Origin of the sequence: Marinobacter mobilis (genome assembly GCF_900106945.1) — a bacterium.
Lineage (GTDB): Bacteria > Pseudomonadota > Gammaproteobacteria > Pseudomonadales > Oleiphilaceae > Marinobacter > Marinobacter mobilis.
The window spans coordinates 206,518-219,103 of sequence record NZ_FNNE01000007.1; the positions used below are offsets into that span (position 1 = coordinate 206,518).

General features: G+C 57.5%; 12 protein-coding genes. 2 read left to right on the top strand and 10 right to left on the bottom strand.

Going from position 1 to position 12,586, the window contains the following annotated elements; all coding sequences use genetic code 11:
* Positions 1-116: 116 nt before the first annotated feature.
* From recJ to ffh, 10 genes are all read right to left on the bottom strand, one after another.
* Positions 117-1,847, bottom strand: coding sequence for a single-stranded-DNA-specific exonuclease RecJ (gene recJ, locus BLV11_RS12485; protein ID WP_091814651.1), 1,731 nt, complete (start codon positions 1,845-1,847; stop codon positions 117-119).
* Between the two features lie 22 nt (positions 1,848-1,869).
* Entirely contained in the window at positions 1,870-3,270 is a 1,401-nt protein-coding gene (gene thrC, locus BLV11_RS12490) for a threonine synthase (RefSeq protein WP_091814655.1), read from the bottom strand.
* 12 nt (positions 3,271-3,282) lie between these two features.
* Complete coding sequence (locus BLV11_RS12495; RefSeq protein WP_091814659.1) at positions 3,283-4,584, bottom strand: homoserine dehydrogenase; 1,302 nt, start codon at positions 4,582-4,584, stop codon at positions 3,283-3,285.
* 113 nt (positions 4,585-4,697) lie between these two features.
* A complete protein-coding gene (locus BLV11_RS12500; RefSeq protein ID WP_342707445.1) occupies positions 4,698-5,435 on the bottom strand; it encodes a DsbC family protein in 738 nt (245 codons plus the stop codon).
* A gap of 138 nt (positions 5,436-5,573) precedes the next feature.
* Positions 5,574-6,488 carry a site-specific tyrosine recombinase XerD gene (gene xerD, locus BLV11_RS12505; protein ID WP_375176486.1) on the bottom strand — a complete coding sequence of 305 codons (915 nt, stop codon included), beginning with the start codon at positions 6,486-6,488 and terminating at the stop codon, positions 5,574-5,576.
* Positions 6,489-6,706: 218 nt separating this feature from the next.
* A complete protein-coding gene (rplS, locus tag BLV11_RS12510; protein WP_091814663.1) occupies positions 6,707-7,063 on the bottom strand; it encodes a 50S ribosomal protein L19 in 357 nt (118 codons plus the stop codon).
* Between the two features lie 37 nt (positions 7,064-7,100).
* Positions 7,101-7,847 carry a tRNA (guanosine(37)-N1)-methyltransferase TrmD gene (gene trmD, locus BLV11_RS12515; RefSeq protein ID WP_091814666.1) on the bottom strand — a complete coding sequence of 249 codons (747 nt, stop codon included), beginning with the start codon at positions 7,845-7,847 and terminating at the stop codon, positions 7,101-7,103.
* A 3-nt stretch (positions 7,848-7,850) separates the two neighbouring features.
* Complete coding sequence (gene rimM / locus BLV11_RS12520; protein ID WP_091814669.1) at positions 7,851-8,378, bottom strand: ribosome maturation factor RimM; 528 nt, start codon at positions 8,376-8,378, stop codon at positions 7,851-7,853.
* 28 nt (positions 8,379-8,406) lie between these two features.
* Positions 8,407-8,646, bottom strand: coding sequence for a 30S ribosomal protein S16 (gene rpsP / locus BLV11_RS12525; RefSeq protein WP_091814673.1), 240 nt, complete (start codon positions 8,644-8,646; stop codon positions 8,407-8,409).
* Positions 8,647-8,788: 142 nt separating this feature from the next.
* Entirely contained in the window at positions 8,789-10,168 is a 1,380-nt protein-coding gene (ffh, locus tag BLV11_RS12530; RefSeq protein ID WP_091814676.1) for a signal recognition particle protein, read from the bottom strand.
* 164 nt (positions 10,169-10,332) lie between these two features.
* Between ffh and BLV11_RS12535 the strand changes: the two genes are divergently transcribed.
* Together BLV11_RS12535 and BLV11_RS12540 are read left to right on the top strand one after the other, a co-directional pair.
* Positions 10,333-11,139 (top strand): cytochrome C assembly family protein, encoded by an 807-nt coding sequence (locus tag BLV11_RS12535; RefSeq protein WP_091814679.1) that lies wholly within the window; start codon positions 10,333-10,335, stop codon positions 11,137-11,139.
* Positions 11,140-11,217: 78 nt separating this feature from the next.
* Complete coding sequence (locus BLV11_RS12540) at positions 11,218-12,486, top strand: HlyC/CorC family transporter (RefSeq protein WP_091814682.1); 1,269 nt, start codon at positions 11,218-11,220, stop codon at positions 12,484-12,486.
* The last annotated feature ends 100 nt before the right edge of the window (positions 12,487-12,586 follow it).

The window sequence follows — 12,586 nt, forward strand, 5'->3', positions numbered from 1 at the left end:
AAGACGGTCGTCACAGGCACATAAAATCAGACGCGGCATTTTACCGGAAAACCGGGGGTAAATCAGCCTGAGTGGCGCGGGGTAGGTAAAGTTTCTGACAGCAGGGAGAAGCGCCGCTAGAGCGGCTCCAGATAGTCCACCAGCAACTGCAGACTGGTGCGACCACGAAAGGTGTTGGCGTCGGGCTTGTAAACGACCCGGGCACCACAGCGGGTGTAGTCCGGCACCTCAGCCCCGGTATTGAAGGCGATGGCATCAACGATGTCGCCACCGCTGCGCGGGCGCAGCACCATTTTCAGATGATTCTCACCGACGACACGCTGACTGATCACATCGAATTCACCATCGAACAGCGGTTCCGGAAAATGCTGCCCCCAGGGGCCCGCACGCCGCAGCAAGGCTGCAGTTTCCAGGCTCAGCTCCTCAGGTGCCAGCGGGCCATCCGTCGTAATGACGGCCTCCAGATCCGCCGCTGAAATCGTCGTGCGTACGGCCTCGTCGAACGCCGCGGCAAAGGCATCCAGATCGCGGCGGGCAATGGTCATGCCCGCAGCCATGGCGTGGCCACCGTACTTCTTCAGCATGCCCGGGTTACGGGCGTCGACCACCGCAAGCACATCACGAATGTGCAATCCGGGGATGGAGCGCGCAGAACCCTTGAGTTCCTCCCCCGCCTCATCCGGCGCAAAGGCAATGACCGGGCGGTGGGTTTGCTCACGTAGCCGGGCTGCCAGGATACCGATAACCCCCTGATGCCAGTCGGGATCAAAAAGCGCCAAACCCCAGGGCAATCCCTCAATATCCAGCGACATGGAGGCTAGCAGGTCCTGAGCCTGATGTTTCATGTCCTTCTCGATGGTGCGCCGCTCGCGATTGAAGGTATCGAGTTCCTTCGCCAGCCGTAACGCCTCATCCCGACCATCGGCCAGCAAGCAGGCGATACCTACACTCATATCATCCAGGCGCCCGGCCGCATTAAGCCGGGGCCCAACCACAAAGCCCAGATCCATCGCACTGATCCGTCGGTAATCGCGCCCGGCAACTTCGAGCAACGCCAGAATGCCAGGACGCGCTTCGCCCTGGCGAATCCGCCGCAGTCCCTGTTCGACAAAAATCCGGTTGTTGTGATCAAGCGGCACGACATCCGCCACGGTGCCCAGCGCCACCAGGTCCAGCAAAGTACCAAGATTTGGCTGTGGCTCCGGTAGTTCGCCCCGCTCCCGCAGGTAACGCCGCAGCGCCGTCAGCACATAGAACATGACACCCACACCCGCCGCGTTCTTGCTCAGGAACTCACAACCGGGCTGATTCGGATTCACGATCGCATCGGCGTCAGGAAGTGACTCTCCCGCCAGGTGATGGTCAGTGACCACAACCTTTACGCCCATTTCCCGGGCTACCCTGACGCCGTCGAGCGCAGAGATACCGTTATCAACCGTCACCAAAAGGTCCGGCAGCGCGTTCTCTTCCTGCAAACGGTAGAGAATACCCGGCGTTAATCCATAACCGTCGGCGAAGCGACTGGGAACCCGAAAATCGATGTCCCCCACCCCCAACATCGTCAGTCCAAGTACGGCTACTGCGGTACTGGTGGCGCCGTCGGCATCAAAGTCGCCGAGCACCAGAACCCGCCGCCCTTCGCGGATGGCCTCGGCCAGCAATTCGACCGCCCGATCAATCCCCCGCAGCTGAAACGGCGACGCCAGATGTTTGAGCGCATAGTCCAGCTGCACGTCGGACGATACGCCACGGGCACCATAGAGCCGACGAAGCAAGGGAGGGAGTTCGAGTCCCCATTCCGGAACAGTATCCGGAACGGGGCGACGGAGGATTTTCTTGGTGGTCATAGAAACGCAGAGGGGGTCGCGATCAGGCGAGCTTCCAGTGACTTGCAATGAATGACTGCACTGAAGACAGATCGTTATCGAGCACCGTACAACGCTCCTCACGCTCAAACAGATCCGCCATGTGAGGCGGCAACTGCGGCTTGACGCTCAGCCCTGCCTCGGCGATGGCATCCGGGAACTTCGCCGGGTGCGCGGTGCCCAGGGTTACCATGGGTACGCTGGCATCGCGACGACAGTTCCTGGCCGCACGAACACCGATGGCCGTATGGGGATCAAGCAGATATTCATTGCGCTCAAAGATTTCGCGAATCGTCTCGCAGGTGCCCTTGTCGTCCACCGCATCGCTGTCAAACAGTTTGCGGGCGTGACGCCAGCGGTAATCCTCGATGCTGACCGGTCCCTTCTGGGCACGTTCCAACAGGTCTTTCACCAGACCGCCATCACGACCGTGCAGGTCAAACAGCAGGCGCTCGAAGTTACTGGACACCATGATATCCATACTTGGCGAGAGCGTGTGCTCAAGCTGATGTTGCTCGTAGCGGTTGCCGCTCATGAAACGATGCAGGATGTCATTGCGATTGGTGGCAATCACCAACTGGGAAATTGGCAGCCCCATTTTCTTGGCCAGATAACCGGCAAAGATATCACCGAAATTCCCTGTCGGTACTGAGAACGCCAAGCTGCGATCAGGACCGCCCAGCGCCAGCGAGGCCTGGAAGTAGTAAACAATCTGGGCCATGATCCGCGCCCAGTTGATGGAGTTGACCGCCGCCAGCTGGGTTTTGCCACCCAGGAACGACTGGTCACCAAAGCTCTCCTTGACCATGCGCTGGCAATCGTCGAAGTTGCCGCGAACCGCAATGTTGTGGATGTTGTCACCCAGCACGGTGGTCATCTGACGACGCTGCACCTCAGACACCCGCTCATGGGGGTGCAGGATAAAAATATCCACGTGTTCGCAGTGACGACAGCCTTCGATGGCCGCAGAACCGGTGTCACCAGAGGTTGCCCCCATAATGACCACGTGCTGCTTGCGCTTCTCGAGTACGTAATCAAGCAAACGACCCAGCAATTGCAGAGCGAAGTCCTTGAACGCCAGGGTTGGACCACGGAACAGCTCCATCACCCATTCGTTGCTGTCCAGCTGAACCAGCGGGGCAACGGCATCGTGACTGAAGCCCTTGTAGGTTTCATTCAGCATTTCCCGGAAATCATCCGCCGGGATGGCATCGTCAACAAACGGATGCATAACGTTGAAAGCAAGTTCGCTGTAGGACAGACCACGCCAGCTACGAATTTCCTCAACGCTGAAATGAGGCAGGGATTCCGGTACGTACAGCCCGCCATCGCTGGCCAGACCGGCCAGCAGGACGTCCTCAAAACCCAACGCGGGCGCCTCGCCCCGTGTACTGATGTATCTCACGTTATCTTCCTGTTAACTGAAATTTTCTGCTCGGATTCGAACCACTGGGCCATCAATGTCATCCAGGGCTTCCAGATCGGCAATCGCCTGATTCATCTGCCGTTCCTGCACGGTGTGCGTCAGCATGATGACCGGAATCTTGCCATTATCGAGCTCGGACTCTTTCTGGACAACGGATTCGATATTGATGCCGTGCTCACTGAGCACCGAGGAAATCTTGGCCAGCACACCCGGATGATCCTCCGCGTGCACTCGCAGATAGTAGGCAGAATGGATTTCTTCCACCGGCAACACCGGCAGCTCCTCCATCGCGCCCGGCTCAAAGCCCAGGTAGGGAACCTTCTGGGCACTGCCATGGGAAACCGTACGGGCCACATCAACCACATCGGCAATGACCGCAGAGGCCGTGGCTTCAGCCCCGGCTCCGGCGCCGTAGTACATGGTCTGACCAACCGCGTCACCATCGACCAGCACGGCATTAAGCACGCCATCCACCTGGGCGATCAGCAGATCTTTTGGCACCAGGGTCGGGTGTACCCGCAGCTCGATCCCGTCTTCACGGCGGCGGGCAATCCCCAGGTGCTTGATGCGATAACCCAGCAACTCGGCGTGTTCGATATCGTAGGGAGTCACCTTTGAAATGCCTTCGGTGTAGGCCCGCTCGAACTGCAGCGGCACACCGAACCCGGTCGATGCCAGGATGGTCAGCTTGTGAGCCGCGTCAATACCTTCAACGTCGAAGGTTGGATCGGCCTCAGCATAACCCAACGCCTGAGCTTCCTTGAGTACATCAGCAAACTCCCGGCCAGCGCGCATTTCAGTCAGTATAAAGTTGCCGGTACCGTTGATAATGCCTGCAAGCCAGTCGATCCGGTTCGCCACCAGACCTTCCCGCAGCGCCTTGATCACTGGAATACCACCAGCAACACCTGCCTCAAAGGCCACGATGACGCCTTTCGCCTCAGCAGCCTCAAAAATCTCATTGCCATGAACCGCAATCAGAGCCTTGTTGGCCGTAACCACGTGCTTGCCGTTAGCGATAGCCGCCATGACCAGCTCGCGGGCCACGTCATAACCACCAATCAGCTCCACCACGATATCAATATCAGGATCGTTGACGACGTCAAAAATATCCTGGCTGAACGGAATATCGCCCAATTCGATACTTTCGTTCTGCCTGCGGCTGGCCACACGGCCAATCCGGATCGAACAACCTGCTCGCCCCGCAATCAGGCTGGCGTTCCGGCTCAGTACACTAAAGGTACCTCCGCCGACTGTCCCCAGCCCACAGATTCCGACTCTGACGTCTTTCAAACTCTCACCTCTGATCGTGATGGATTCCTGTGCGACGGCATAGTATACCGACTAACACCGCCCATGTGTTAAGTAGCCAGACTCAAGGAGCCCCGGATTAATACCGAAAGACGTTAAAGGAGACCCATGCCCTGGGCCAGCTGGTCAGCGGGCATATAACCGCGAACCATCTTGCCATCCTCCAGTATGATGGCTGGCGTTCCGGTCACACCAACTTCATGCCCCAAGCGATACTGGGCCTCGACCGGGTTTTCACAACTGAGAGTTTCCACAGCGCGCCCGCCCTTGGCGGCATCCATCGCGGCCATCGAGTCGTCGGCGCACCAGACCGACTCATACTTGACAAAGGAAGGCGTTCCCGGCCCTGAACGAGGGAAACCGTAGTAGTGGACGGTAATGCCAAGTTCATTGAGGCGAGGCACCTCGTTGTGCAGCTTGCGGCAGTAGGGGCAATCAATATCGGTAAACACCGAAATCACCGCTTTCTGCTCACCGTTGGCCGGGAAACTGATCACCCCATCGGCACCAAACTCGTCCAGCAGGCTTACCCGTTCGGCAGACCGGGCGGCTTCAGTGACATTGACCAGACCGCCTGAAGTCAGCTGCAGCATATCGCCGGTGAGCAGGAAATCACCGCCCTCCGTCGTGTAGACCCGCTCCCCCTTGGCCGTGACCACTTCATAAAGACCGGACGCCGCTGTTGGGCGAACGGTCACATCGCCCAGCGCCGGCAGACTCCGGGACAGCTTTTCAGCGATCGCATCTTCGGTTTCCCCCGCCAGGGCCAACCCCGAAACCGGGAGCAATGACATCACTGCCAGCGAAACAAACCCGCGAGTCATTTTTTTCATTCTCGACATATCCATTCCTATTGTGTTCCGACGGCTCTGAAAGCTGCGTCCGGGAATGCCGGAAATCCCGAACGGCCGAAATTCCTGCGACCGCAGTCGCGACCAAAAGTTCAATGTACCAAGGCGAGCCACACTTTCCTAACCCCGCGGATGATGCTCCAGATGCAGCGACTTCAGGCGCTGTCGAGCCACGTGGGTATAGATCTGTGTCGTCGACAGATCGGAATGCCCCAACAACATCTGTACGACCCGCAGATCAGCACCATGATTCAGCAAATGAGTGGCAAAAGCGTGACGCAGGGTGTGCGGCGACAAATGCTTGTGAATACCGGCACGGCCGGCATAATGCTTGATCCGGTGCCAGAAAGTCTGACGGGTCATTGCCTTGGGCTCACGCCCCGGAAACAGGGCATCGCTCACACGCCCCTTAAGCAATACCCCGCGCCCGTCACGCACGTAGCGCAACAACCAGTCCACAGCCTCTTCGCCCAGTGGCACCAGCCGGTCCTTACCACCCTTGCCTGTGACCCGCACCACACCCTGCCGACTGTTCACCTGATCGACCCGCAGGTTAACCAGCTCAGATACCCGCAGACCGCAGCCATAGAGAATTTCCAGCATCGCCTTGTCGCGAAGCTCGATAGGCTCATCGACGTCCGGTTCAGACAGCAAACGTTCGACATCATCTTCCGACAGAGAGTCTGGCAGTTTCCGAGGCTGCCGAGGGCTGTCAATGCGCAGGGTCGGATCCTCACCAATTACCCCTTCCCGCAGCAGGTAGCGATAAAACCGTCGCAGACAGGAAAGCCGGCGCGCCGCAGTTGAGCTGGCCCGCCCTTCAGCCAGCCCCCGCGCCATCCAGTCCAGCACGTCTAACCGACTTGCGCCGGACAACAGTCGCCCGTAACGATGCTCCGACAGCCACGCCGCCAGGCGCTCAAGATCACTACGGTAGGCGGCCCGGGTATTTTCGCCAAGCCCGTCTTCCAGCCAGAGCGCATCACAGAAGCGACCAATCAGTTCGGCGTTTTCCGCCTCCAATGCAGCTTGCACAGCTCCCCCGATACCTTCACGACAGCCCACAAACTGCCACCATACTGACTAAGCGCACCTCTGCCAATCGCCCGCGACGGCAAAACGCAAACACCGGCTCAACCCAACCCAGAAGCAATTCACGGACACAAAAAAAGGCAGCCATTGGCTGCCTCTTTTTTCTGACCCGAAACCGGGCCAGCCATTCTGCCTGCTGCAGACTCCCCGAGGGAGAGCTATCAGCCCAGCTTCTCTTTGATACGAGCAGCCTTACCAGACAGGTCACGCAGGTAGTACAGCTTGGCCTGGCGAACGTCACCGCGACGCTTGACGGTGATGCTGTCGATCAGCTTGGAGAAAGTCTGGAAAGTACGCTCAACGCCCACGCCGTAAGAAATCTTACGAACAGTGAAGGAAGAGTTCAGGCCGCGGTTACGCTTACCGATAACCACACCTTCGAACGCCTGCAGACGCTCACGGTTGCCCTCTGTTACACGAACCTGAACAACCACAGTGTCACCCGGCGCAAAGGCAGGGATTTCCTTGGTCATCTGTTCTGCTTCAATCTGACTGATGATGTTGTTCTTGCCGCTCATCGTATGCTCCTGATACCCAATCTCTCAATGCCCTGATTTATTCAGTGGCACCCGGTTCATTTAAAATTTCATCCAGCAGCTCACGCTCTTCGTCCGTAAACACCCGCTGTTCCAGCAGGTCGGGGCGTCGCTCCCGGGTTCGCCTCAGCGACTGTTTCAGCCGCCAACGCCGGATCTGATCATGGTGACCGCTCAACAGTACATCCGGCACCGCCTGACCTTCGTATACTTCCGGCCGGGTGTAGTGCGGACAATCCAGCAAACCGTCGGCAAACGAATCCTGCTCTGCCGACTGCGCATGACCCAGCGCTCCGGGGATGAGGCGTGTAACCGCATCAATGACAGCCATGGCTGCCAACTCGCCACCGGACAAAACAAAGTCCCCCAGTGACACTTCCCGATCAATTTCCGATGCTATCAGGCGCTCATCGACACCCTCATAACGACCGGCAACCAGGATCAGGTTCTCTGTCGCTGCCAGCGACTCGACAACCCCCTGGCTCAATGGTTCTCCCTGCGGCGAGAGATATACAACGCAGGCTTTGCCTGGCGCAGCCTCCCGGGCAGCGTGGATGGCATCCCGGAGTGGCTGAATTTTCATCAGCATTCCGGGACCACCGCCATAAGGGCGATCATCCACAGTACGGTGACGGTCATGGGTGAAATCCCGAGGATTCCAGCACTGGAACGTCAGCAGCCCATCACGAACCGCCCGACCAGTAACCCCAACATCCGTTACCGCTGGAAACATTTCCGGAAAAAGACTGACGGCACCAATCCACACCCGTCAGAACTCCGGATCCCAATCCACCACCAGCTTGCCCGAAGCAAGATCGATCTCCCGGACCACCTGATCGGGGAGATAAGGAAGCAAGCGCTCCCTCTGGTCAATGGACTCGGACGACGGCCTAACGACCAGAACATCATTAGAACCCGTTTCCATCAGGTGATGGACGACTCCCAGACATTCGCCCTGGACCGTCAACACCACCAGTCCTTCCAACTGATGCCAGTAAAATTCACCCGCAGGCAAATCCGGCAGATCAGCGGTCGGAACGACAATTTCAGCACCACAGTAGGTACGGGCAACCTCGCGATCGCTCACACCATCAATCTGGACTACGATACCAGCACCATGACGCCGGCCCTCGGTCATCTTGACCGGTCGCCGCTTACCATCCTGAACCAGTGTCCAGTTACGGTAACCGAGAATGCCGTCGATAGGATCGGTATAGGAATACACCTTTACCCATCCTTTCACCCCATACACCGAGGTTATCCGGCCTATCACAGTATCCTGTGAACGCTGTGTCATGCCGTCTTACCCCGGATCAGAGTCAAACTTACTCTGCGCCCTTCAGCAGCTGAGCAACGCGATCGCTGGCCTGAGCGCCTTGCGCCAGCCAGTGGTTCACGCGATCACGATCAACGCGCAGACGCTCTTCCTGACCACGGGCAACCGGGTTAAAGAAACCAACACGCTCAATGAAACGACCGTCACGGGAGTTACGGCTGTCAGTGACTGTCAGATGGTAGAACGGGCGCTTCTTAGAGCCGCCACGAGCCAAACGGATTGTTACCATTTCGACCAATATCCTGTTCAGTTGTACGAACTTTGTACGATTCGAGCCAGAATTCTAGTTTCTGACACGAAGCCCCATACTCGAAAGGGGCGCTATTCTATGCTAAAAAACCGCCAAAGAAAACAGCTAATGCTTACGGCTTTTACATACGACCAAATGGCGGTGTACCGCCACCGGGCGGCATCATACCACCCATGCCGCGCATCATATTAGCAACAGCGCCTTTCTTGCTGAATTTTTTCATCATTTTCTGCATCTGCTTGTGCTGCTTGAGCAGACGGTTAACATCCTGGATCTGGGTTCCGGAACCTGTGGCAATACGCCGCTTGCGGGCATTGTTGATGGTATCCGGGTAACGCCGCTCCTTTGGCGTCATCGAACAGATGATCGCTTCCATCTGCCCGATACTCTTGTCGTTGACCTGCTGCTGCGCCATCTGGGCCATCTGCCCCATACCCGGCAACTTATCCAGCAGGCCGCCGATACCGCCCATATTCTTCATCTGCTGGATCTGGTCACGAAAGTCCTCAAGATCAAAACTCTTGCCTTTCTTGATCTTGTTGGTGAGCTTCTCTGCCTTCTTTTGATCAAGCTTGCGCTCCGCTTCCTCTATTAAGGAAAGCACATCCCCCATTCCGAGAATCCGAGAGGCAACCCGATCCGGGTGAAAGGGCTCCAGCGCGTCGCTTTTCTCACCCACACCGAGGAACTTGATGGGCTTACCAGTGATATGGCGAACAGACAGCGCGGCACCGCCACGGGCGTCACCATCCGTCTTGGTCAGCACAACCCCGGTGAGCGGCAGCGCATCATTGAATGCCTTCGCCGTGTTGGCAGCATCCTGACCGGTCATGGAATCGACCACAAACAGGGTCTCAATCGGATTGACCGCCTGATGCAGGCGCTTGATCTCACCCATCATCTGCTCATCCACATGCAGACGACCGGCGGTATCGAGAATCACCACATCAACGTGCTTCTTGCGGGCGGCATCAATTGCGCCTTCCGCAATCACCACCGGATCCTGGTCGGCGCTGCTGGGATGGAATTCGACACCCACTTCGGCGGCCAGGGTTTCCAGCTGCTTGATCGCAGCCGGGCGATAGACGTCGGCGCTCACCACCAGAACCGATTTCTTTTCCCGCTCCTTGAGCAGGCGTGCAAGCTTGGCAACCGTGGTTGTCTTACCCGCCCCCTGCAAACCTGCCATCATCACAACGGCCGGCGGCTGGGCAGCCAGGTTCAGGGCCTCATTACTCTGGCCCATGACCCCTTCCAGCTCCTGCTGCACCACCTTGACGAAAACCTGGCCCGGCGTGAGGCTGCGGCGAACTTCCTGACCGACAGCCCGCTTACGCACACTCTCGATAAAGGCCTTGACCACAGGCAGAGCCACATCAGCTTCGAGCAGCGCCTTGCGAACTTCCCTCAGGGTATCCTTGATGTTGTCGTCAGTTAGGCGCGCCTGGCCGGATATCTTGCGCAGACTGCCAGAAAGTCGTTCGGTAAGGTTTTCAAACATAAGCTAATCCGTACCCTTGGAAATTGGGGGCATGAAAACAGGGAACCGGTTGATTCCGGTTGCACAATCGCGACATTATAACCAGACTATCGCGCTGAAACGACCAACGCGGTCAAATCAATGCATCACCACCTTCGGACCGACCAGACAATCTTAAGGACAACATGGGAACGCTGATTCTCGCGGTAACCTCTCTTTTTCTCTACAGCGTCGGTACCGCCCTGCAGGCCCTGAGCTTCCGCGGCAAAATTCAGCCCCACGTTGTGGTCACGAATGTACTCGGAGCCCTCGCTCTGATCAGCCATGGCCTGCTGATCGCCGAGTCCACCCTCAACGAGGACGGGCTTGATGTCGGCTTTTTCCAGAGCGCCGTATTGATCTCCTGGCTGATTGTCGCGCTCCAGCTTGCCTTCAATCTCCGCAAGCCGGTACAAACGCTGACCCTCGGCACATACCCGCTGGCCGGCCTGACCATCCTGCTGTCCCTGGCGACACCCACACCTTCCCATGTCATTGCCGAGGATAACTACGGCGTACTGTCACATATTGTGCTGTCCATTACGGCCTACAGTCTGTTTACCCTGGCAGCCGCTCAGGCAGGCATACTCTATTTCCAGAACCGACAGCTCAAGCACAACTACAACAGTCTGTTCGTGCGCAACCTGCCGCCATTGCAGACCATGGAATCGGTGCTGTTTGAAATGGTCTGGGCCGGCGTGGTCCTGCTGGTTCTGGCCATCGTGACCGGCGCGGTCTTTGTCGACGACCTGTTTGCCCAGAAACTGGCCCACAAAACTGTTTTTTCACTGATTTCACTGGCCGTTTTTGTCGCGCTTCTGGTTGGTCGCTACACCAGGGGCTGGCGTGGAATCACCGCCAGCCGGTGGACCCTCGCGGGCTGCGCCCTGCTTATGCTCGGCTTCTATGGCAGCAAGTTCGTCGTCGAACTGCTATTCCATCAGGCTGGCTAATCACCCGCCCTGGCACTTGACACCCGACTCCTTGCCCCCTATTTTCGCAGCTTATCCGCAACCAAAGGACACCCCCACTTGAACGAGGCATCGCTTTCAGCGCTGTTTTCAATCCTCGCGGGCCTGATATTACTTTCGGCTTTCTTCTCCAGTTCCGAAACCGGCATGATGTCCCTCAACCGGTATCGGCTGAAGCATCTGGCAAAAACCGGCCACAAGGGCGCAAAACGGGCAGAACGCCTGCTGCAGCGTACTGATCAGCTGATCGGTGTCATCCTGATTGGCAATAATTTCGTCAACATCCTGGCCTCTTCGATCGCCACGGTTATCGCCATTCGAATCTGGGGCGATGCAGGCATTGCCATTGCGACACTCCTGCTGACGATCGTTATCCTGATTTTTGCCGAGGTCACCCCCAAGACCCTGGCTGCCCTATTCCCGGAAAAAATCGCCTTCCCGGCCAGCCACGCCCTCGGCCCACTGCTCAAGGCGCTGTACCCGATGGTCTGGCTGGTCAACCTGTTTACCAGCGCCATCCTCAAACTACTTCGCATTTCCGCCAAGGATGCCGCCAACGACCACCTCAGCCGGGAAGAACTGCGCACCCTGGTCAATGAAGCCGGAGCGCTGATTCCAGCCAAGCACAAAGACATGCTGGTGGGCATTCTCGACCTGGAGAACGTCACCGTTAATGACATTTTTGTGCCGCGCAACGAAGTAGTCGGGATCGACCTCGAAGACGACATTGAAACCATCCTGCGCCAGTTACGCAGCAGCCAGCACACACGCCTGCCGGTCTATTCCGGCGACATCAACAACATTCGGGGAGTCCTGCACCTGCGCAACATCTCCAAGCTGTTGCTGGAGGAAGATGTCAACAAGGCCATGCTGATGCAACTGAGCCGGGAACCCTACTTCATCCCGGAAAGCACTCCGCTGAATACCCAGCTCATTAACTTCCAGAAAGCCAAACGGCGCTTCGGCATTGTGGTCGATGAATACGGTGACGTACTTGGGATCGCCACTCTGGAGGACATTCTCGAAGAGATCGTTGGCGAGTTCACCACCGACTACGCAGCCACCAGCCCGGACATCATCCCCCAGGACGATGGCACCTATATCATCGATGGCACCGCCGCGATCCGCTCCATCAACAAGACCTTGTCCTGGAAGCTTCCCCAGGACGGCCCCAAAACCCTTAACGGCCTCATTACCGAGACCCTGGAAACGATTCCCGAAACCAACGTGTGCCTGAAGGTCAAAGGTCATCGTGTTGAGGTTCTGCAAATCAAGGACAACGTGGTCAAGGCCGCCATTGTCCACCCCCTCAAGCGGCGCGGGCGATAACACCGATATACGAATCCGTTATAGCCCACACCGCTTTAGGAAGATCATAATTTAACCACTTTCTTGACCTGGCTCACCCCACCCCCAAAACTGATCCTGT

What these genes read in the sequence shown, in the direction of transcription:
- recJ (WP_091814651.1), bottom strand. Translation starts at nt 1,847, where the DNA reads ATGACCACCAAGAAAATCCTCCGTCGCCCCGTTCCGGATACTGTTCCG.
- BLV11_RS12500 (WP_342707445.1), bottom strand. Translation starts at nt 5,435, where the DNA reads ATGAAAAAAATGACTCGCGGGTTTGTTTCGCTGGCAGTGATGTCATTG.
- rplS (WP_091814663.1), bottom strand. Translation starts at nt 7,063, where the DNA reads ATGAGCGGCAAGAACAACATCATCAGTCAGATTGAAGCAGAACAGATG.
- rimM (WP_091814669.1), bottom strand. Translation starts at nt 8,378, where the DNA reads ATGACACAGCGTTCACAGGATACTGTGATAGGCCGGATAACCTCGGTG.
- rpsP (WP_091814673.1), bottom strand. Translation starts at nt 8,646, where the DNA reads ATGGTAACAATCCGTTTGGCTCGTGGCGGCTCTAAGAAGCGCCCGTTC.
- ffh (WP_091814676.1), bottom strand. Translation starts at nt 10,168, where the DNA reads ATGTTTGAAAACCTTACCGAACGACTTTCTGGCAGTCTGCGCAAGATA.
- BLV11_RS12535 (WP_091814679.1), top strand. Translation starts at nt 10,333, where the DNA reads ATGGGAACGCTGATTCTCGCGGTAACCTCTCTTTTTCTCTACAGCGTC.